This window comes from Caballeronia terrestris, assembly GCF_001544515.1.
GTDB classification, from domain to species: Bacteria; Pseudomonadota; Gammaproteobacteria; order Burkholderiales; family Burkholderiaceae; genus Caballeronia; species Caballeronia terrestris.
This window is the reverse complement of sequence record NZ_FCOL02000006.1, coordinates 162,811-183,638: the sequence shown is the minus strand read 5'-3', so window position 1 is coordinate 183,638 and position 20,828 is coordinate 162,811. Positions and strand designations below refer to the sequence as shown.

Sequence of the window (20,828 nt, the reverse complement as noted above, 5' to 3'; positions counted from 1 at the left end):
TTGCCGCACCGCACATCACTATGAACGCTCCCACTCCCTCTGGTTTTCGCTGCGGCATGGTCGCGATCGTCGGCAGGCCCAATGTCGGCAAGTCGACGTTGATGAACGCGCTCGTCGGCCAGAAGGTCAGCATCACATCGCGCAAGGCGCAGACGACGCGGCACCGCATCACCGGCATCCATACGCTCGAAGACGCGCAGTACATCTTCGTCGATACCCCCGGTTTCCAGACGCGTCACAGCGGCGCGCTGAACCGCTCGCTGAATCGCGCGGTGACCTCGACGCTCAGTTCCGTCGATGCAATCCTGTTCGTGATCGAAGCGGGCCGCTTCGGCCCGGACGACCAGAAAGTGCTCGACCTGATCCCGAAAGGCACGCCCACGCTGCTGATCGCGAACAAGCTCGATCACGTGAGCGACAAGAGCTCGCTCTTTCCCTTCATGCAGAAGACGAGCGCGCTGCACGAATTCAAGGAAATCGTGCCGATGTCGGCGAAAAACCCCGACGACATCAAGCGCCTGATGGACGTCGTGAAGCCCTATCTGCCCGAAGGCGAGCCGATCTACGGCGAAGATGACCTGACCGATCGCAGCGAGCGCTTCCTTGCCGCCGAAATCCTGCGCGAGAAAGTGTTCCGCTGGACCGGCGACGAATTGCCGTACACGAGCACGGTGCTGATCGACAAGTTCGAAACCGAAGGGCGCCTGCGCCGCATCTTCGCGACGATTCTGGTCGAACGCGATACCCACAAGGCGATGATCATCGGCCAGAAGGGCGCGAAGCTTAAGCAGATCAGCACCGAAGCGCGGCTCGATATGGAAAGGCTTTTCGACGGCCCCGTCTATCTCGAAACCTTCATCAAGGTGAAGAGCGGCTGGGCGGACAACGAAGCGGGACTGCGCGCGTATGGGTACGAATGACGCGTGGATGACCCGCAACCCCGACACCGACCCAACCGAACGGCTCGACGACGACAACTTCGACGCTGAGCCGAAGCCTGCCGCGCCGAAAAAGCGACGTGCTCCGTCGTCCGCGGAAACCCCCGTCGCCAAGCGCCCGCGCGCCGCGCCGCGTTCCGACTTCCGCATCGCCGAGCAGCCCGGCTTCGTGCTGCACAGCTATCCGTATCGCGAGACGAGTCTCGTCATCGACGTGTTTTCGCGCGACTACGGCCGGATTGCGCTCGTCGCGAAAGGCGCGAAGCGTCCGCATTCCGCGCTTCGCGGCGTGCTGCAGACGTTCCAGCCGCTCGGCCTCTCGTGGACGGGCAAGGGCGAAGTCCGCACGCTGACGACGGCGGAATGGGTCGGCGGCATGCTGCCTCTCGCGGGCGATGCGCTCCTCTGCGGCTTCTACGTCAACGAACTGCTCGTCAAATTTTGCGCGCGCGAAGACGCGCATGCCGCTCTCTTCAACCATTACGTGCTGACGCTCTCGCGCCTGGCCCACGACGAACCGCCCGTGCAGGTGCTGCGTTCGTTCGAACGCGTGCTCCTGCGCGAAACCGGCTACGCGATGGCGTTGAACAGGACGATCACGCGCCAGCCCGTCGTCGTCGCTCATAAATATGTGTTCGATCCCGAGCGCGGCGTGCGCGAGGCGTCGGACGAACTGCCGTCGCAATGGCCGGTGATCGCCGGCCAGACGCTCCTCGACATGGAGCAGGACGACTACAGCCGCCCGCAAACGGCGGCGCAAAGCAAGACGCTGATGCGTTTCCTGCTCAACGTCTATCTGGGCGGTACGCCGCTCGCCACCCGTCAGATCCTGATCGACCTGCAAAATCTATGAGCTTCTTTCTGTCGTCATCGTCGAATGTGATCGATCTCGGCGTGAACATCGACCACGTCGCCACGCTGCGCAACGCGCGCGGCACGAAATACCCCGATCCGATCCGCGCCGCGCTCGCCGCCGAGGAAGCCGGGGCGGACGTCATCACGCTGCACCTGCGCGAGGACCGCCGTCATATCGTCGACGCGGACGTGCGCACGCTGCGCCCGCTCCTGAAAACGCGCATGAACCTCGAATGCGCGGTCACGAAGGAGATGCTCGACATCGCGTGCGAGGTGAAGCCGCACGATGTCTGTCTCGTGCCCGAAAAGCGCCAGGAACTGACGACCGAAGGCGGCCTCGACGTCGCCGGACAGTTCGAGGCGGTGAAGGCGGCCTGCCGGCAACTCGCCGATGCGGGCGCACGCGTGTCGCTTTTCATCGACGCCGACGAAACGCAGATCCGCGCCGCGCACGAAGCCGGCGCGCCGGTCATCGAGCTGCACACCGGCCGCTACGCCGAGGCGCACGACGAAGCCGAACAGCAGCGCGAGTTCGAACGCGTCGCGAAAAGCGTCGATTTCGGCAATTCGCTCGGGCTGAAGGTGAACGCGGGCCACGGCCTGCACTACACGAACGTCCAGCCGATCGCGGCGCTCGAAGGCATTGTCGAGCTGAACATCGGCCACGCGATCGTCGCGCATGCGATCTTTGCAGGCTGGGACAACGCCGTGCGCGAGATGAAGGCGATCATGGTCGCCTCGCGTCTCGCGGCGTCCCGCTGACCGGGCCCGCATTATGGCGATCTACGGAATCGGCACCGACGTCGTCCAGGTGAGCCGCGTCGCGGCCGTCATGGAGCGCACGAAAGGGCGCTTCGCCGAGAAAGTGCTCGGCGCCGACGAACTACGCATCTACCACGCGCGCCGCGCCCGCTCGGAAGTGCGCGGCCTCGCGTTCCTCGCGACGCGGTTTTCCGCGAAAGAAGCGTTTTCCAAGGCGATCGGCCTCGGCATGCGCTGGCCGATGACCTGGCGCGCGCTCCAGACGCTCAACGAGGCGAGCGGCAAGCCGGTCGTCGTGGCATCGGGCGAGCTGGCCGAATGGCTCGACGCGCGCGGCATCACGGCCAAGGTCACCGTCAGCGACGAGCGCGACTACGCGGTGTCGTTCGTGATCGCAGAAACTCCCGACCCATCCTAAAAAGAAAATCCTTTGGACTCAATGAAACGCACTCCCGGACCCGTCATGCTCGACGTGGTCGGCACCACGCTGACCGACGCGGACACCCGCCGCATCGCCCATCCGATGACGGGCGGCATCATCCTGTTCGCGCGCCATTTCACCGATCGCGCGCAGCTCGTCGCGCTCACCGACGCGATCCGCGCCGTGCGCGACGACATCCTGATCGCGGTCGATCACGAAGGCGGGCGCGTGCAGCGCTTCCGCACCGACGGCTTCACCGTGCTGCCCGCGCCGGGCACGCTCGGCGAGCTGTGGGACCGCGACGTTCTGCTCGCGACGAAAACGGCGACCGCGTTCGGCTACGTGCTCGCGGCCGAACTGCGCGCGTGCGGCATCGACATGAGCTTCACGCCGGTGCTCGACCTGAATTACGGTCAGTCGAAGGTGATCGGCGACCGCGCGTTGCATAGCGATCCGCGTGTCGTCGCGACGCTCGCGAAGAACCTGAATCATGGCCTGCTGCTCGCGGGCATGGCGAACTGCGGCAAGCACTTTCCGGGGCACGGGTTTGCATCGGCGGATTCGCACGTCGCGCTGCCGACCGACGATCGCCCGCTCGACGAAATCCTCGCCGCCGATGTCAAGCCGTACGACTGGCTCGGCATGGCGCTCGCGTCGGTGATTCCGGCGCACGTGATCTACACGCAGGTCGACGAGAAGCCGGCCGGGTTCTCGCGCGTGTGGCTGCAGGACATTCTGCGCGGCCGGCTCAGCTTCGCGGGCGCGATCTTCAGCGACGATCTCTCGATGGAAGCGGCGCGCGTCGGCGGCACGCTGACCGAAGCGGCGACGGCCGCGCTCACGGCAGGCTGCGACATGGTCCTGATCTGCAATCAGCCGGAGGAAGCGGAAAAGGTGCTTGAGCAGTTGCGCTTCACCCAGTCGAAGGCGTCGGTGCATCGTCTCAAAAAGATGCGGCCGCGTGGGAGGGCGACGAGCTGGAGCAAGCTGCAATCGCAGGTGCAGTATCAGCAGGCGAAAGCTTTAGTGAAAAGTGCTTTGGGTTGAACTTCTGGTCGCTCGAAAAAAAAAACGCCACGGCATCGCTGCTGTGGCGTTTTTTTTTGAGCCGCTGGCCTTTTAAGGCTCCAGCTTCATCCGCTGCAACTTGTTATAAAGCGTCTTCGGGCTGATGCCGAGCAACGTCGCCGCGCGATGCCGCGTCCCGCCGACCGCTTCGAGCGTCGCGCGAATCAGCATGTCCTCGACGTCCGCGAGCGCCGTGCCGACGGTCACCTGCACGCTGCTGCCGTTCAGCCCGCGCCCGTTCGGACCGCCTTGCTCGTCGATGCGCAGCGTCTCGATCACGTCGCCCGACGCGTGATACGCGCGCCGCACGCGTTCACGCAGTTCGCGCACGTTGCCCGGCCACTCGTTCGCGAGACATTCGCGGATGAACGCCGGGCTGATGCGCTTCGGCGACCCGCTCGTCACGCCGACGATATGGTTCTCGCGATTGAGCTCGTCGACGAATTGCTCGGCGAAGAGGGCGGCGTCGTCGTCGCGCTCGCGCAGCGGCGGCAGCGCAATCGACGATGCGTTCAGCCGCAGGTACAGATCCTCCCGCAACGCGCCATCGGTGACGGCCTGGCGTACCGGCGTGCGCGTCGCGGCAATCAGGCGGAAGTCGGTCATGATCCGGTTGCTGCCGCCGACGCGCATGAACGTCTGCGAATCGAGCGCGCGTAGCAGCGATTCCTGTTGCGCGTTGGGCAGCGCGTCGATCTGTTCGAGGAAGAGCGTTCCGCCTCCCGCCTGTTCGAGCAGGCCCGGCTCGCGGTTTTCCGCGCCCGCGAACGCGCCGCGCTCGTGGCCGAACAGCAGGCTTTCCATGGTGCGCTGGCCGGAATCGCGCGCGGCGGCGCAGTCGAACGACACGAACGGACCCTTGCGGCGGCGGCTCAGTTCATGCAGCGTGCGCGCCGCGATCTTCTTGCCCGTGCCCGGCTCGCCGCAGATCAAAACGGCGGCTTCGGTCGGCGCGGTTTGCTCGATCAGGTCGTAGACGTGCTGGATCGAGCTGCTGCGACCGAGCATCGGCCCGAAATGGCCGAGGTCGCGCAGCGTCGTGCGCAGTGCCTGTACTTCCTCGGTCAATTCGTACGGACGCGGTATTCGCGCGAGCAGGCTGCGCAGGCGCGGAATGTTCACCGGCTTGAGCAAATAGTCCCAGATGCCGTGCCGCAGGCCTTCGATCGCGCTTTCGACCGTCGCGTTGCCGGTCATTACGATGACGGGTAACGCACCGTCGGGCGCGTGTGCGGGCAGGCTCGGCAGGAGATCGAGGCCGCTGCCGTCGGGCAGGTTCAGGTCGATCAGCACCACGTCGGGAATGAAACGCGTGAGCGCGGCGCGCGCCTCGGCGAGCGTCGTGGCGGTATCGACGGAAAAGCCGTCTGCCGCCAGGATCGCGGACAGGCCGGAGAGGCTATTGGGATCGTCTTCGACAATCAGGGCGTGTGGCATGGCGGACACAACGTATCAAAATGGTCTGTATTTCGCTCGAGGCCCGGCGCCCATACTCGGTAGCCGGCAGCCGGACGCAACTGCCGATGGCGTCGCGTCCGATGCTGCGAGCGGTCGACGCCGCTCCGGTCTCCTGCGTCCTTGCGCTTCCCTTACTGCGGTTTCACGTGCAGATCGTTCTTGACGGATTGCACGCCGGACACGCTTCGCGTCACGGCGACCGCCTTCTGGATCTGCACCTCCGAATTCACGAATCCCGACAACTGAACCGCCCCGCGATACGTTTCGACGCTGACGGCGAGCGACTTCAGTCCGGGATCGGCGAGCAATGCCGTTTTGACCCTGGCGGTGATCGCGCTGTCGGAAGCGTACTCGCCAGCGGATTCGCTCGTCGGCGTCGATGAGCACCCGGCGGTGATCGCGAACGCAGGCGCTGTAAGCGCGGCGGCGATCAGAAGCCGGACAGCAGCGGTATTGTGTTTGAACATGGTTCATTGTCGAGTAGAGACCCACCCTTACAGCAGAATTCATGCCAACGGTACATTTCGAACAGAAGACCTGTTTTCGCTGGCTGCTCCATGACAATATCGCCATCTTTATGGGATGAAGCCGGTAAAGTTTGCCTGAAGATGTCAAAAACTTCACGCAAAAGAAAAAGCGCCCAGAAAGGGCGCTTTTTTTCGTGGCGTCGTAGAGACAATTCCCGACGCGGGCGGCGCTCGCTGCGCCCACCCGCTGCTACGGCTCGCGTTTTAGGCGCGGCTGCGGTACTCGTTGGTACGCGTGTCGATTTCGATCTTGTCGCCGATGTTGCAGAAGAGCGGCACTTGAAGTTCGAGGCCGGTGTTGATCTTCGCGGTCTTGAGCACCTTACCCGACGACGTATCGCCCTTGACAGCCGGCTCCGTGTAGATGATTTCGCGCACGAGCGTGGTCGGCAGTTCGACCGAAATTGCCTTTTCGTTGTAGAACACGACTTCGCACGGCATGCCGTCTTCGAGGTAGTGCAGCGCGTCGCCCATCATTTCGGCTTCGACTTCGTACTGGTTGTAATCGGCGTCCATGAACACGTACATCGGGTCGGCGAAGTACGAGTAGCTCACTTCCTTGCGGTCGAGCAGGACGACGTCGAATTTGTCGTCGGCCTTGTAGACCGATTCCATGTTCGCCGCCGACAGCAGGTTGCGGAACTTCATCTTCACGACGGCCGAGTTGCGGCCCGACTTGTTGTATTCGGCCTTCTGCACGACCATGGCATCGCTGCCGATCATCACGACGTTGCCAACGCGGAGTTCTTGTGCGGTCTTCATATCTAAAACAGTCCTGTGGTTTCTATCTTCAAACGCCCGTTTCAAAGAGCGGACGCCAGCAAAATCTGGACGGTGTTCAACCTTGATTTCGGGCCATGTCTGACGACGCAGCCAGTGGTTCGAGGGTCTCAGCCGTTGGATAACCGCTTATTTTAACTGAGTTTTTGGCTGATCGGCCACATTTGCAGACAAGTTCCCGGCGACGCAGGCGGCCAGATTCGCCGCCAGATTGCCGACTGCGGCAAGCTCCAGTGCCCAATCAGCGGCGCGCGCCTCCAGCAGCGTCCGATGCCGCCAGAAGTCCGCCCAGTCCGGCGATCCGGCCCCGTTCCACGCATGCCAGAACCGCGCGACCGACTCGCGCGTTGTGTCGGGCAGGCCGTTCGTGTAGTGGGCGAGGGCCGCATCGAGCTTCGGGAGATGCGCGTCGTCGGCTTGCGGGTAGATGTGCCAGACGAACGGTTTCTGCGCCCATTGCGCGCGCACGAACGAATCCTCGCCGCGCACGAAATTGACGTCGGACGCCCAGAGCAACGTGTCGAAACGCGGCTGCTCGACAAAACCCAGCGCATGCGCGCGCAGCGATCCGCGGCTCGCCGACGCGCCGGCCGGGAAATGCGGCAGGCCGAAGCCGCGCGCGATCGCGCCCGAGATGCGGCCTTCTGGCACGAGCAGCACGACCGGTGACGGGGCGTTTTGCCACTGCGCGAGCAATTTGTCGATCGCGGGATTCTCGTACGCGAACAGCGAGACGACCGTGCTGTCAGCGGACGGCGCCGGAACACCGACGCGCTCGCGCCACCATGCGTCGCGATCGAAAGCCAGCCGGTCGCGGTCGAGATCGCGCTCTTTCAATACGCCGCCGGTCTTCGGTCCAAGGCCGGGGAAGAAAAACGTCTTGACGAGCGGATAGCGCGGATGCGGCGACGGCCTGAGGTGAAAATCCGCGACCCAATCCTCCGCGCTCAGATATTCCAGGTTGATCCACACTGGTCGCCGCTCGCGCTCGGCCATCGCCGCGACGTAGACATGCGGCAATTCGCAGCCGAACGCCTCGATCACGACATCGGCGATTTCCAGCGTCTCGCCCGCGTGCGACGGCTCGTGCCAGTGCTCGATCACGACGCCCGCCGCCTCCTGCCGCGCGCGCCCCGGTTCGATGTCGCGGCAGAGCGCGTGAAAGGCTTTCAGATCGTCGACGAAGAGGCGCACCTGCCAGCCGCATTCCGCCGCGAGCTGGCGCGCGAGCCGCCAGCAGACGCCGATGTCGCCGAAGTTATCGATGACCTCGCAGAAAATGTCGCAGGCGATTTCCGGAGCGGGCGATGCGTTGAGCGTGGACATGGACGTCTTGCGCGGCGAGAGCGCCGCGTAATGATCTAAACTGGCGATTCTAAGACAGCGCTGATTGCTTGACAGCACCGCGCGTCCGGCATCCGCACCCATCCGCTGCATTCTGCTGCATGACAGACACCGACGTTTTCGATCCCAAGAAGATTCTTGCCCAGTTGCCCCACCTGCCCGGCGTGTACCGCTACTACGACGCCGAGGGCGCCGTGCTGTACGTCGGCAAGGCGCGCAACCTGAAGAAGCGCGTATCGAGCTATTTCACGAAGACGCTGCATTCGCCGCGCATCGCGATGATGGTGACGCGCATCCGCAAGATCGAGACGACCGTCACGCGTTCCGAAGCCGAAGCGCTGTTGCTTGAGAACAATCTGATCAAGGCGCTGACGCCGCGCTACAACATCCTCTTCCGCGACGACAAGTCTTATCCGTATCTGAAGCTGACTGGCCATCGGTTTCCGCGCATGGCGTATTACCGCGGCGCCGTCGATAAAAAGAACCAGTATTTCGGACCGTTTCCGAGCGCGTGGGCGGTGCGCGAGAGCATCCAGATCCTGCAGCGCGTGTTCCAGTTGCGCACTTGCGAGGACTCGGTGTTCACGAACCGCACGCGGCCGTGCCTGCTGCATCAGATCGGGCGCTGCACGGGGCCGTGCGTCGGGCTCGTCAGCGAGGAGGATTACGCCCGCGACGTCGCGAACGCGTCGCGCTTTCTGCTCGGCCGGCAGGGCGAGGTGATGAAGGAGCTCGAGCAAAAGATGCATGGCTTTGCCGCCGAGCTGAAGTTCGAGCAGGCGGCGGCGGTGCGCAACCAGATGAGTTCGCTGTCGACGGTGCTGCATCAGCAGGCGATCGAAGTCGGCGGTGATAACGACGTCGATATCCTTGCGGTGGTCGCCTTGGGCGGCAAAGTCTGCGTGAACCTCGCGATGGTGCGCGGCGGGCGGCATCTCGGCGACAAGGCGTATTTCCCGACGCATGTCGAAGCGGCGCTCGGAATCGGGGATGCTGTTGAGGACGATGAGGACGGCGAGTTGATCGAAGGGATCGCGCCGATCGTGGTGGAGGAGGTGGGGGCGGAGGATATCGAGTCTGCGGGTGCGGGCGCAGGGCGTTTTACCACCGCGGCGGGGCGGTTCGACGCGGCGGACGCAGGCGAAACGCGTTCTTCTGCGACCGAAGAAGTCGGCGCGGAAGCCAAGGCGCGGCAGCCTCTTGCGTCGCACGCGGACGGAGCACCTATCGGAGTCGCCGAGGAAACGGGCACGCAAGCCGTGGCGCGGCAATCCGACGCGGCGAGTGGGAACGATGCATATTCCGGTGCTGCCGCAGAGGCCGGCGCAAAAATGCCGGCGGGGCAACACGATACGACGCTCGGGGACGACGCGCTTTCCAGCGCTGCCGACGAAGTCGACTTGAAATCCAAGGCGCGGAAGCACCTCGCGGCCCGCACGGACAATGCATTTTCCACCGCTGCGGAAGCGCCTCGCCCCGAACCAACGCCTGACGACACAGCCGAGGACGGCGCGCGCGCGCCGAGCGACTCCGCCGACGCCGGCCAGGAACCCACACCCCTCGTCCGCGAAGGCGTCCTCGAATCCGAAGTGCTTGAAGCATTCATCGCGCAGCACTACATCGGCAATCGCGTACCTCCGGTACTGGTCGTGAGCCACGCGCCCGCGAGCCGCGAACTCGTCGATCTGCTGATCGAGCAGGCCGGCCACAAGGTCACGCTACTGCGCCAGCCGCAGGGCCAGAAGCGCGTGTGGCTCTCGATGGCCGAGCAGAACGCGAAACTCGCGCTCGCGCGCTTGCTGTCGGAACAGGGCTCGCAGCAGGCCCGCACTCGCTCGCTCGCGGACACGTTGAGCCTGGAAATGGACGACCTCGCGCAACTGCGCATCGAGTGCTTCGACATCAGCCACACGATGGGCGAGGCGACGCAGGCGTCGTGCGTCGTCTATCACCGACACAAGATGCAGTCGGGTGAGTATCGCCGCTACAACATCACCGGCATCACCCCCGGCGACGACTACGCCGCGATGCGCCAGGTCCTCACGCGCCGCTACGAGAAGATGCTCGCGCAGGCCGCCGCCAACGCCGCCGACGAAGCCACGACGCTCCAGCCCGAAGACGCCGCCGATCCCAACGTCACGCTCGACGCCGCCGAGCCCGTCGCGGCGGGCGGCTTGTTGCCGAACATCGTCCTGATCGACGGCGGCAAAGGGCAGGTCGAAATCGCGCGGCAGGTGTTCGCGGAACTGGGACTTGATCGCGGAATGCTGGTCGGCGTCGCGAAGGGCGAGGGGCGCAAGGTCGGGCTGGAGACGCTGATCTTCGCGGACGGCCGGGCGCCGCTCGAACTCGGCAAGGAGAGCGCGGCGCTGATGCTCGTCGCGCAGATCCGCGACGAAGCGCACCGCTTCGCGATCACCGGCATGCGCGCAAAACGCGCGAAGACGCGGCAGACGTCGCGGCTGGAGGAGCTGGAAGGCGTCGGGGCGAAGCGGCGGCAGCGGCTGTTGTCGCGTTTCGGCGGATTGCGCGGCGTGCAGGCGGCGAGCGTCGAGGATCTGGCGAGCGTCGAAGGGATTTCGCTTGCGCTCGCCGAGCAGATTTATCGGCAGTTGCATTGAGGCGGGGCGGACCGCAGTGCGCCACCGTAGCCAGGCGCCGGCCCGCTCGCCTTGTGACATGAGGGTCGACGCGGCACAATGGCACCTCCCTCACACGATGCCTCGCCTCAGCCGATGCCGTTCAACCTCCCGATTTTTCTGACGTGGCTGCGAATCGTGCTGATTCCGCTCGTCGTGGGCATCTTCTACTTGCCGGACGTGATGATGAGCCCGGAGCATCGCAATCTGCTCGCGATGATCATCTTCGTGCTCGCCGCGCTTACCGACTGGTTTGACGGCTTTCTCGCGCGCAAGCTCAACCAGACGTCATCGTTCGGCGCGTTCCTCGATCCCGTCGCCGATAAGCTGATGGTCACCGCAGCGCTGCTCGTCCTCGTGCAACTGATGCGCCTGAACGCGGTGATCGCGCTTGTCATCGTCGGTCGCGAGATCACGATTTCGGCGCTGCGCGAATGGATGGCGCAGATCGGCGCGTCGAAGAGCGTCGCCGTAAACTCGCTCGGCAAGTTCAAGACCGTCTGCCAGATGGTCGCCATTCCAATGCTGCTTTTCTATGGGCAGTTGCGGATCGCGGGCACGCAGTACGTCATAGATACGCGCGTCTGGGGTCTATGGCTCATCTACGTCGCGGCGTTCCTGACCGTGTGGTCGATGCTCTATTACATGAAGCTCGCGTGGCCGCAAATCCGCGAGCGCGGCGGGATGCTATAAATTGCGTCGCAGAGTGAAAGGGCGCATACAAAACTATTGACAGCGCTTCAGGGCTTCTACATAATCTCGTTTCTGTCGAGTGAGCGCTGAAACGAAGCGAACGCAAAGCAGGAAAAGAAGTAGATGCGGGAGTAGCTCAGTTGGTAGAGCGCAACCTTGCCAAGGTTGAGGTCGCGAGTTCGAGACTCGTCTCCCGCTCCAGATTTGAAGTCGTCGGTGCGTGGCGCATTGGCGCATCGTCGGTGTGGCAGGAAATGCAGGACAATGCGGGAGTAGCTCAGTTGGTAGAGCGCAACCTTGCCAAGGTTGAGGTCGCGAGTTCGAGACTCGTCTCCCGCTCCAATCAAAGGGGAAGCCAAGCTTCCCTTTTTGTTTGGTGGACCGGCTGAATGCTTCTGAACGTCGGCCGACACCAGACACCGCTTACGGCGCGATAGCAAAGCGGTTATGCAGCGGCCTGCAAAGCCGTTTAGACCGGTTCGACTCCGGTTCGCGCCTCCAGTAAGAGAAAAAGCCCTGACAAGTCAGGGCTTTTTCTTTTTGCGCGTCCATTGCGTGCTTCGCCTCGCCAACATCGCGGCATAATTGCAGACTTTCTCATCGGCGGGGCGCGATGATGCCGCCCGGCCCGCGATCGAACTCATGACCGACCCTCTCTCCCGTTTCGACTGGCGCTGGAAACACTTCGACGATCTCTCGAACATCGAGGTCTACGACATGCTCGCGGCGCGCAGCGCCGTGTTCATCGTCGAGCAGGACTGTCTCTATAACGATATCGATGGGCTCGACATCGATGCCTGGCATCTGCTCGTGTACGGCGAAGGCGCGAAGCGTCCCGAACTCGCGGGCTATCTGCGTGTGCTTTTGCCGGGCCAATGGGATCGCTCGGAGACGGATGTCCGCATCGGCCGGGTGCTGACGAGCGCCGGTTATCGTGGCCTGAAGCTCGGCAACGCGATGCTCGAGCGCGTGCTCGGGCACATCGTCGCGCAATGGCCGCAGCAGCCGATTCGTCTGCACGCACAAGCGCACCTGCAGAAGTTCTACGGTGCGTTCGGCTTCGAGCCGATCTCCGATGTCCACGATGAGGACGGCATTCTGCATGTCTGGATGCGGCGTTCGTAGGCCATTGCCGAGGCTCTCCACCACCTCGACCCGCGCCTTGATCATTGCCCCGCGCCCGGAACAAAACACGCCATTTCTGACTCGACTAGATGAGGCGGCGCTGGAGCGGTCCGCTCGTCGTATCGCAAAAAAACGGCCTCAGCACTGTCAGGGTGCATCATCTCGATGATGCGGCCCCTCGAGACCCGCGCGTATCAAGACGCTGTAAGGGACACGCGCAAAAGCAAACCCACCGTTCGCGACTGAACCATCGCCCGCCCGCATCTCGAAATCCCCATCGCTCGCGGTAAGATGCGCAAACTTTTCCGGTCATCTCCGGTGCAAAGGCAACCATCGATGCAAGCTCTCCCTCGCACACTCTCCCTCGCCGAAACCGCTTTCTTCTTCGACTTCGACGGCACGCTCGTCGAACTCGCGCCGACGCCCGATGGCATCGTCGTGCCGCGCATCGTGCCCGACCTTCTGACGACGCTCCGACGCGCGACGAACGGCGCGGTCGCGGTGGTATCGGGGCGGGGCATCGACAGCATCGACGCGTACCTAGCGATTCCCGATCTGCCGGTCGCTGGCCTGCACGGCGCCGAGCGGCGCGATTCGAACGGCGACGTGCAGCGCATCGGCTTCAACGACGAGCGGCTTCTCCGGATGGAGCACGTCCTCGAAGACGTGGTCAGCCGCCATCCCGGCATGCTGCTCGAAATCAAGGGCGCGGCGCTCGCGCTGCACTACCGCAATGCGCCGGATCGCGAGCCGGCCGCGCGCGAGGCCACCGAGCGGCTCGTGCGCGAATACGCCGATGCCTACGTGCTGCAGCCTGGCAAGATGGTCTACGAGATCAAGCCGAAGGACGTCGACAAGGGCCGCGCGGTGCGCGCGTTCCTGAGCGAGCCGCCGTTCACGGGCCGCCGGCCGGTGTTCGTCGGCGACGACCTGACCGACGAAAAAGGCTTCGCGGTCGTCAACGAAACCGGCGGGCTGTCGATCAAGGTCGGTGCGGGCGATACGCTCGCGCACGCGCGCATCGAGTCGGTGCCGGCGTTCCTAGACTGGCTCCAGCAAATCGCGGGCGACGCGGAGCCGCGCGCGTGAGCCGTCTGATCATCGTGTCGAACCGTGTCGCGCCGATCTCCGAGGGCGGCCCGGCGGCGGGCGGGCTCGCGGTCGGCGTCTACGATGCGCTCAAGGAAACCGGTGGCATGTGGTTCGGCTGGAGCGGCGACGTGGTGTCGGCGCCGCCGGACGGCATCACGCTGGAGGAGCGCGGCCCGGTGACCTTCGCGACGATCGGCCTCGTGCGCCGCGACTACGACCAGTACTACCGCGGCTTCTCGAACGCGACGCTCTGGCCCGCGTTTCACTACCGGCCGGATCTGATCCAGTTTGACCGCCACGAATTCGACGGCTATTGCCGCGTGAACCGCTGGCTCGGGCAGCAGCTCGCGCCGCTCCTGAAGCCCGACGATGTGATCTGGGTCCACGACTATCACCTGATTCCGTTCGCGCAGGCGCTGCGCGAAATCGGCGTGACGAACCGGATCGGATTTTTCCTGCACATTCCGTTTCCGGCGTCGCAGATTTTGCTGTCCGTGCCGCGTCATCGCGAACTCGTCGAGGCCCTCTGTTCCTTCGATCTGCTCGGGTTCCAGACCGCGCCTGATCTGCGCGCTTTTTGCGACTACATCGAGTGCGAGGCGAACGGGTCGATCGTGCGTCACGCGTCGAAACCGTGTGAAATCAGCGCGTTCGGCAAGACCTTGAAGGCGGCGGCGTATCCGATCGGCGTCTACCCGGACGAGATCGCCGCGCTCGCGAAGGACGGCGAAAGCGGCCGCGACGTGCGCACCGTCAAGGCGACGCTGCATCAGCGCAAGCTCGTGATGAGCGTCGACCGGCTCGACTATTCGAAGGGCCTCGTCGAGCGATTTCGCGCGTTCGAGCGACTGATCGAACACCAGCCGCAGCAGCGCAACAACGTGTCGTTCCTGCAGATCGCGCCGCCGACGCGCTCCGATGTCGATGCATACCGCGACATTCGTTTGCAACTCGAAGCCGAATCGGGACGGATCAACGGCCGCTACGCCGAACTCGACTGGACGCCGATCCGCTACATCCACCGCCAGTACGAACGGCCGGTGCTCGCGGCGCTGTTTCGCGAATCGCACGTCGGGTTCGTCACGCCGTTGCGCGACGGAATGAACCTGGTGGCGAAGGAATATGTGTCGGCGCAGGACCCGGCCGATCCCGGCGTGCTAGTGCTGTCGCAGTTCGCGGGCGCGGCGCGTGAGCTGAACGGGGCGCTGATCGTGAATCCGCTCGACATCGACGGCATGGCTGACGCCCTCGCAACCGCGCTCGCGATGCCTCTCGCGGATCGGCAGGCGCGTTATCGGGAGATGTTCGATTCGCTGCGGGAGAACAACGTGTCCGTGTGGCGGGACAACTTCATGCGGGATTTGCGGGACTGAGTTGCAAAAAACGGGGCCTTGAAGGCCCCGTTTCTCGTCAAGCGGGCTGTGTCGGCGCAACGACCGCCGGCAGCTTGCCGTGCTGCTTCGACAGCAATTCGCGATACAAACCCGGCCGGTCGCGCAATTCCTGCGGCGTGCCGTCGTCGATGACCTTGCCCGAGCTCATCACGATGATCCGGTCGAAATTCTGCAGCGTCGACAGCCGGTGCGCGATCGCGACCACCGTGCGGCCGACCATCAGCCGGTCGAGCGCCTGCTGGATCGCTTCCTCCGACGAACTGTCGAGCGCGGAAGTCGCTTCGTCGAGCAGCAGGATCGGCGCGTTCTTCAGGATGGCGCGCGCGATCGCGATCCGCTGGCGTTGTCCGCCCGAGAGCTTCACGCCCCGGTCGCCGACGATCGTATCGAAACCTTCCGGCATCGCCTCGATGAAATCGGTGCAGCGCGCTTCGCGGGCCGCCGCGAGCACTTCCTCGCGGCTCGCTTCCGGCCGCCCGTACGCGATGTTCTCGTAGACCGTGCGGTGAAAGAGAGAAATATCCTGCGGCACGAGCGCGATCGACTGGCGCAGGCTGTCCTGCGTGATCGACGAAATATCCTGCCCGTCGACCCGGATCACGCCGCCCTGCGGCTCGTAGAAACGCTGCAGCAGCGCGAGCACGGTCGATTTGCCCGCCCCCGACTTGCCGATCAGTCCGACGCGCTGGCCCGGCTCGATGTGCAGGTGGAAGTTGTCGAGAATCGGCCGGCGGCGCGGATACGCGAACGTCACGCCCTCGAAATCGACGCGCCCGCCCTGCGGCACGAGCTCGGTCGCATCCGACCGGTCCGGCATGCCGTGCGGCTCGAGCAGCGTCTGAACGGCCTCCGACAGCCGCGCGACGTGCTGTGTTACGTCGACGAGTGCGACGGCCAGATCGCGCGTGCCGTGCAGAATCGTGAAACCGAGCGAGCTGACGAGCACGATGTCGCCCGAAGTAGCGCGGCCCAGCGACCACAGCCACAGCGCCCAGCCGAGCAGCCCCGCCGACAGAATCGCCGTCACGACCGCGTGGAACAGCCGCAGCTTTTCGAGATACAGCAGGCTCTGCTGGCGCGCGACCATTTCGGCCTTGACCGTCGAGCCGAAGCGCTTTTGCTCGCGGAACGTCATGCCGAAGGCGCGCACGAGCGCCATGTTGCCGATCACGTCGACGAGTTCGCCATCGACCGACGCCGCCTTCGACGCAAAATTGTGGTGCCGCGCCGAGCCGCGTTTGGCGAGCCGGTAGAGGATTAACGCGAGGATCGCGGAGGCGGTCATCAGGCCAGCCGCCATCAGCGGGTTGACGCTCGTGATCATCACGATCGCGCCGAACACCGCGATGCACGGCGGGAGGACATTCCACGCCATGACGTTTTCAGACGTGTAGATCGCGTTCGACGTCGCGGTGATCCGGCTTGCGAGCATCCCCGGCTGCTTCTCGGAGAAGTAGGTCGGCGAGTGGCCGCTCAGGTACTGGAAAAGGTCGCGCCGCAAGTCGCCCGTCACCGTGACGAACGCGTGTGCGCCGACCCAGCCGCCCACGCGCCACAGCATGTTGTCGGCGGCGATCAGCCCGACCAGGATCATGAATGCGCCCCACAGGGGGCCCGGATGTCCGCGGCCCTGGCCGAGGACGTCGATCAGGTGCTTGATCGCGTACTGCGAGGCGAGGGCGCAACCGACCGCAAGGAACACGCTCGTGAGAACCGTGGCGTGGGCGATCGGATGACGGCGGATGTAACGGAGCAGGAACGCCAGCGGACGATGCGCATAGCTCGCCAGCTTTTCGTTGTGCGCGTTACGTTGGGAGACGGTGAGTTGGTCCAATTGGTCGTTTTTGGTCGTAGATCGGTTGAGCTCGTAGTGCGCCTGAGTCTGGTGTCGCCATCGTCGTGAAAAAGCGGCGCGGCGCCGGCATGCGATCCCTGGCTGAATTGTAGCCAGTTATGAGATGGGTCGAAGCGGCCAAATCGCCGTGTTGCGATGCTTTCGCGTCCCGCCGGCTGTGAAACGCGATGCCCGCGGCCCTCGGCGCGCGCGGCATTGTAAGCAATGCGGGTCGGATTGCGGCACCGCATGCAGCGACTCGCGAACGGGCAGTCGTGAAGCAAAGAGGCATCATCGATCGAGCGACGCAGCACAACGCGGGCCCGCTGCCGGTTGCCGGACCGGCGCGTCGAGAGAGGAGGTGAGGGCGAGAGGCCTGCGGCCCGCCGCCCACGCGAACATTCGTCCTCCAATGTAGAACAGCCTTAATAAACAGGGGTTTGCAAAGTGTTTCCCCTTTGTAACAAGGTAAATAAGTTGAAATGGGTACGCGATAGCCGTGTAAAAAGCTCCATACTTCGCGTCGGGTTTCCACCTAGATTTTTTGACAGGTTTCTGTAGGTTCCGGTCAACCCGCCCGTCACTTGCGCGTTTATTGCAGGTGCGCGGCGAATTTAGAGATGGAATCGAACTTGCTCTAGTCAGCCAATCCGCACGAAACCTGGTGATCAGCGAGCCCACGCTTTTTCACTCGAGCAACAGACACACCGCTGTTTTTCAGCGTGAACTTCCGCCCGAGCCGAGCGATTCGCTTCCGATACTTCGACACGACACGTAGTACTTAGCCTGAATTTTTATTAGGAGTTTCCGATATGCGAATCGCTCAAATCGCGCCCCTTCATGAAGCTGTTCCGCCGAAGCTGTATGGCGGCACGGAACGCGTGGTGTCCTACCTGACCGAGGCCCTGGTCGACGCCGGACATGACGTCACGCTCTTCGCGAGCGGTGATTCGCAAACGTCGGCCAAGCTCGAAGCGTTCTGGCCGCAGGCGCTGCGCCTCGACCCGACCATCCGCGACACGATGGCGCCGCACATGCTGCTGCTCGAAGAAGTCCGCCGCCGCGCCGACGAATTCGACGTGCTGCATTTCCACATCGACTACTACCCGTTCTCGCTCTTCGCGCGCCAGCCGGTGCCGTTCCTGACGACGCTCCACGGCCGTCTGGACCTGCCCGAATTGCAGCCGATCTTCAACACGTTCAGCGACGTGCCGGTCGTCTCGATCTCGGACAACCAGCGCCAGCCGCTGCCGCAGGCAAACTGGCTGTCGACCGTGTATCACGGCCTGCCGGAAAACCTGCTGAACCCGATTCCGAACGTCGAACCGGGCTATCTCGCATTCCTCGGCCGCATTTCGCCGGAAAAGCGCGTCGACCGCGCGATCCGCATCGCGCAAGCGGCGGGCATGAAGATCAAGATCGCGGCGAAGCTCGACAAGGCCGACCGCGCCTATTACGAAGAGCACATCAAACCGCTGTTCGCACTTCCGCACGTCGAATACATCGGCGAGATCAACGAGCAGCAGAAGACTGAATTCCTCGGCAACGCGCACGCGCTGCTGTTCCCGATCGACTGGCCGGAGCCGTTCGGCCTGGTGATGATCGAGGCGATGGCTTGCGGCACGCCGGTGATCGCGTTTAATCGCGGTTCGGTGCCGGAAGTGATCGAGAACGGTGTGTCGGGTTTTGTGGTCGAGGACGAACTGAGCGCGATCGCGGCGGTCAAGCGCCTCGACACGCTGTCGCGCGCCAAGGTGCGCAAGGCGTTCGAAACGCGCTTCTCGTCGAAGGTCATGGCCGGGCGCTATGTCCAGTCGTATGAAGAGTTGCTGCGCCAGAAGCGCCGTACCGTGCTGCGCGAAGTCAACGCGAAGTAAAAGCTGGGTGCATTGACCGCAACAACGCCCCGTGCGCCGTCTGGCGCACGGGGCGTTGTCACAATCGGACGCTTTGCGTGCGGAATACCGCGTGCGCGCACGAAATCGAAAGTTGACGCGGCAATCTTCATATAATGTCCGGGCTCGCGCAAAGCGGGCCGGATCGTCCTTTTCGACGGCCGATTGCCGCGCATCGGACGCGCGGTCCGCATGAATCGTGGACAGGAGCGAATGTTTTGGCGAGAACGAAGCACACCAGCGCGAGCCCGGCACCGGGCGCCGGCACCGTCTTCGCGCTGCGGGCAATCGGACTGGTGCTCGCCGCGCGCTGGATCTTTTCGATGTCGCAGATGGGGTATCTGTCGTCAGTGCGCGCGATGACTTCTTCGCCTTGGGCCTGCGTCAATCTCGTGTTGCTTTTCCTGCTGATTTTTGTGCCCGGCGCGCGAGCCCGTGCCGATCGGCCGCTGCATCCGCTGCCGCAGTGGCTTCGGCAGGCCCTGCGGTTTCTTGCGCTGCTTAGCTTTGGGTTCGCGGTGTTTTCGGTCGGATTGTTCACCTGGCAGGCCGGCTGGCGGCGCGCGGCGCATGCGCTCGGCGAGTCGAACGGCTGGCTTGCTGTGGCGCCCGCGCTGTATGCGGTCGTGATGTGGATCTGCCGGCCGCGCGCGCTGTGGCGCACGAATATCGCGGCGCGGCGCTTCGCGATCGGCCGGTACGCGATTTCGCTCGATCCGCTGACGCGCACCGCCGTCGTCTGGGTCGAGAGCCGCAAGCTCGGGCAGTATGACGCGCGGGAGTTGTCGGTGAAGTGGCCGCCGTCTGGCGATGCGGTTCATGCCGTGCCTGCGCCGTCGCTTGCGCCTGCGCGGCGGCGCGGCTGGCGGGGCTGGTTCCCGAATCGACCGAAGATGGAATTGTTGTGGGATTCGCCGGCCGCAGCCGGGCACAATCGCACGACTGTATTCCGCGCGCCGCTCGTCACCGAGGGCGATCGGAGCGCAGCGCGCGCGCTCGACAGCACGCTGCGACAGGTCGATGCGGGTGCGTCGACGGTGCCGCTCATCACTTTCGACGGCGGGCGGGTCGCCTAGCTTCGTCGTTTCGCGTAGTCACGCAGTCCACGTCTTTCTTGTCGAACGCAGGGAGGAAAGCATGCTGATACGTTGGTTGCTCGCGGCGATTCATCTGCTCGCATTCGGTTTCGCGCTGGCGTCGGTGCTGGCGCGAGCGCGCGCGTTGCGTCGGCTCGATGCGTCGAATTCGGTGCACGCGAACGCAGTGGTTCTGCGCGACGTGTTTCGCGCCGACAGCATGTGGGGCGTCACGGCGCTTTTTCTCCTGATCACCGGCTTGATGCGCGCTTTCAGCGGCTTCGAAAAGGGCGGTTCTTACTACCTGCATGAGCCGCTGTTCCATCTCAAGATGACGGCGCTGGTGCTGATCGTCGCGATCGAAATCTCGCCGATGATGGCGCTGATCCGCTGGCGCGTCGCGGCGGGCCACGGCGGGTCGATCGATCTGGGGCGCGCGCGGCGGTTTGCGTGGATGAGCGATCTGGAAGCGGGGCTGGTGATCGTGATGGTGGTTGCGGCGAGCGGGATGGCGCGGGGGGTTTGGGCGGGGTAGGAATATCGCAAGGTCAATCAATCATGAAAACATCAACCTTCAACGCGGCTGATCACCTCGACAGCGAGGACATGATTGCTGGCTACATCAATCCGTTCTGGAAGAAGATGATCAGGAATTGCTTCTTGCCGCGATTGCCGACGTAGCAAAAGCGCGCGGCATGGCGAAAGTGACCGCCGCTGCAGGCTGGAAAGGGAAAGCGTGTACAAGACGTTGGCGCCGCGCTATGAGACCGTAACGAAGTTATTTCATGCGCTTGGTTTGAAGATCATTGCTGCGCCTGCTCATTCTTGAGAAACGCCTCTGTTTGGTATGACATCGAGTGGGGCAGCACTCATAGCGCGAACGCAAAGAAAAAGGGCCCAGGTCGTTAAACCTGAGCCCTTCCCTTT

The 20,828-nt window shown here is 63.9% G+C and carries 20 protein-coding genes and 3 tRNA genes; 18 read left to right on the top strand and 5 right to left on the bottom strand.

The features are described from left to right. Nucleotides 1-20 precede the first annotated feature (20 nt). Genes era through nagZ form a run of 5 tightly spaced genes read left to right on the top strand, consistent with a single transcriptional unit; the run spans nt 21 to nt 4,023 of the window. The gene (gene era / locus AWB67_RS07900; protein ID WP_087655674.1) at nt 21-920 is read left to right on the top strand and encodes a GTPase Era; all 900 of its coding nucleotides are present in this window, start codon (nt 21-23) and stop codon (nt 918-920) included. A 7-nt stretch (nt 921-927) separates the two neighbouring features. Continuing rightward, entirely contained in the window at nt 928-1,791 is an 864-nt protein-coding gene (gene recO, locus AWB67_RS07895) for a DNA repair protein RecO (RefSeq protein WP_374729802.1), read from the top strand. Continuing rightward, on the top strand, nt 1,788-2,555 hold the full coding sequence (gene pdxJ / locus AWB67_RS07890; protein WP_087655672.1) for a pyridoxine 5'-phosphate synthase: 768 nt from the start codon (nt 1,788-1,790) through the stop codon (nt 2,553-2,555). Before recO ends, pdxJ begins: the two co-directional genes overlap by 4 nt. 13 nt (nt 2,556-2,568) lie before the next feature. Then, on the top strand, nt 2,569-2,973 hold the full coding sequence (gene acpS, locus AWB67_RS07885) for a holo-ACP synthase (protein WP_087655671.1): 405 nt from the start codon (nt 2,569-2,571) through the stop codon (nt 2,971-2,973). Between the two features lie 21 nt (nt 2,974-2,994). Beyond that, nucleotides 2,995-4,023: a beta-N-acetylhexosaminidase gene (nagZ, locus tag AWB67_RS07880; protein WP_087655670.1), complete on the top strand. Its 1,029-nt coding sequence runs from the start codon at nt 2,995-2,997 to the stop codon at nt 4,021-4,023. A 72-nt stretch (nt 4,024-4,095) separates the two neighbouring features. On the opposite strand, the gene AWB67_RS07875 is transcribed toward nagZ, so the two are convergent. The 4 genes from AWB67_RS07875 to earP all read right to left on the bottom strand — a co-directional run bounded on the left by AWB67_RS07875 (nt 4,096) and on the right by earP (nt 8,135). Then, nucleotides 4,096-5,481 carry a sigma-54-dependent transcriptional regulator gene (locus AWB67_RS07875; RefSeq protein WP_087655669.1) on the bottom strand — a complete coding sequence of 462 codons (1,386 nt, stop codon included), beginning with the start codon at nt 5,479-5,481 and terminating at the stop codon, nt 4,096-4,098. A 152-nt stretch (nt 5,482-5,633) separates the two neighbouring features. Further along, nucleotides 5,634-5,969, bottom strand: coding sequence for a BON domain-containing protein (locus AWB67_RS07870; protein ID WP_087655668.1), 336 nt, complete (start codon nt 5,967-5,969; stop codon nt 5,634-5,636). Between the two features lie 264 nt (nt 5,970-6,233). Beyond that, complete coding sequence (efp, locus tag AWB67_RS07865) at nt 6,234-6,791, bottom strand: elongation factor P (protein WP_087655667.1); 558 nt, start codon at nt 6,789-6,791, stop codon at nt 6,234-6,236. Nucleotides 6,792-6,938: 147 nt separating this feature from the next. Next, nucleotides 6,939-8,135, bottom strand: coding sequence for an elongation factor P maturation arginine rhamnosyltransferase EarP (earP, locus tag AWB67_RS07860; RefSeq protein WP_087655726.1), 1,197 nt, complete (start codon nt 8,133-8,135; stop codon nt 6,939-6,941). Nucleotides 8,136-8,254: 119 nt separating this feature from the next. On the opposite strand from earP, the gene uvrC reads away from it, so the two are divergent. From uvrC to otsA, 8 genes are all read left to right on the top strand, one after another. Then, on the top strand, nt 8,255-10,774 hold the full coding sequence (gene uvrC / locus AWB67_RS07855) for an excinuclease ABC subunit UvrC (protein WP_087655666.1): 2,520 nt from the start codon (nt 8,255-8,257) through the stop codon (nt 10,772-10,774). A 114-nt stretch (nt 10,775-10,888) separates the two neighbouring features. Beyond that, nucleotides 10,889-11,485: a CDP-diacylglycerol--glycerol-3-phosphate 3-phosphatidyltransferase gene (gene pgsA / locus AWB67_RS07850; protein ID WP_087655665.1), complete on the top strand. Its 597-nt coding sequence runs from the start codon at nt 10,889-10,891 to the stop codon at nt 11,483-11,485. Between the two features lie 125 nt (nt 11,486-11,610). Next, nucleotides 11,611-11,686 (top strand) — tRNA-Gly (locus AWB67_RS07845). Between the two features lie 65 nt (nt 11,687-11,751). Beyond that, nucleotides 11,752-11,827: transfer RNA gene (locus tag AWB67_RS07840), tRNA-Gly, on the top strand. Between the two features lie 85 nt (nt 11,828-11,912). Continuing rightward, nucleotides 11,913-11,986, top strand: a tRNA-Cys gene (locus AWB67_RS07835). Between the two features lie 141 nt (nt 11,987-12,127). Then, nucleotides 12,128-12,610, top strand: a complete 483-nt coding sequence (locus tag AWB67_RS07830; RefSeq protein WP_087655725.1) for a GNAT family N-acetyltransferase — start codon at nt 12,128-12,130, stop codon at nt 12,608-12,610. A gap of 336 nt (nt 12,611-12,946) precedes the next feature. Next, nucleotides 12,947-13,699, top strand: a complete 753-nt coding sequence (gene otsB, locus AWB67_RS07825) for a trehalose-phosphatase (RefSeq protein WP_087655664.1) — start codon at nt 12,947-12,949, stop codon at nt 13,697-13,699. Then, complete coding sequence (gene otsA, locus AWB67_RS07820; RefSeq protein ID WP_087655663.1) at nt 13,696-15,075, top strand: alpha,alpha-trehalose-phosphate synthase (UDP-forming); 1,380 nt, start codon at nt 13,696-13,698, stop codon at nt 15,073-15,075. The genes otsB and otsA overlap by 4 nt, the downstream gene beginning before the upstream one ends. 37 nt (nt 15,076-15,112) lie before the next feature. Here otsA and AWB67_RS07815 read toward each other — a convergent pair whose 3' ends face one another. Continuing rightward, the gene (locus AWB67_RS07815; protein WP_087655662.1) at nt 15,113-16,930 is read right to left on the bottom strand and encodes an ABC transporter ATP-binding protein; all 1,818 of its coding nucleotides are present in this window, start codon (nt 16,928-16,930) and stop codon (nt 15,113-15,115) included. 812 nt (nt 16,931-17,742) lie between these two features. Here AWB67_RS07815 and AWB67_RS07810 point away from each other — a divergent pair. The 5 genes from AWB67_RS07810 (at nt 17,743) to AWB67_RS43320 (ending at nt 20,674) form a co-directional block, all read left to right on the top strand. Continuing rightward, on the top strand, nt 17,743-18,807 hold the full coding sequence (locus AWB67_RS07810) for a glycosyltransferase family 4 protein (RefSeq protein ID WP_087655661.1): 1,065 nt from the start codon (nt 17,743-17,745) through the stop codon (nt 18,805-18,807). Between the two features lie 236 nt (nt 18,808-19,043). Next, nucleotides 19,044-19,901 (top strand): hypothetical protein, encoded by an 858-nt coding sequence (locus AWB67_RS07805; protein ID WP_087655724.1) that lies wholly within the window; start codon nt 19,044-19,046, stop codon nt 19,899-19,901. Nucleotides 19,902-19,962: 61 nt separating this feature from the next. Continuing rightward, nucleotides 19,963-20,436 (top strand): DUF2214 family protein, encoded by a 474-nt coding sequence (locus AWB67_RS07800; RefSeq protein ID WP_200822194.1) that lies wholly within the window; start codon nt 19,963-19,965, stop codon nt 20,434-20,436. A 23-nt stretch (nt 20,437-20,459) separates the two neighbouring features. Further along, nucleotides 20,460-20,582: a hypothetical protein gene (locus tag AWB67_RS42985; RefSeq protein WP_268807984.1), complete on the top strand. Its 123-nt coding sequence runs from the start codon at nt 20,460-20,462 to the stop codon at nt 20,580-20,582. Next, entirely contained in the window at nt 20,555-20,674 is a 120-nt protein-coding gene (locus AWB67_RS43320) for a hypothetical protein (protein ID WP_374729801.1), read from the top strand. Before AWB67_RS42985 ends, AWB67_RS43320 begins: the two co-directional genes overlap by 28 nt. Nucleotides 20,675-20,828 lie beyond the last annotated feature (154 nt).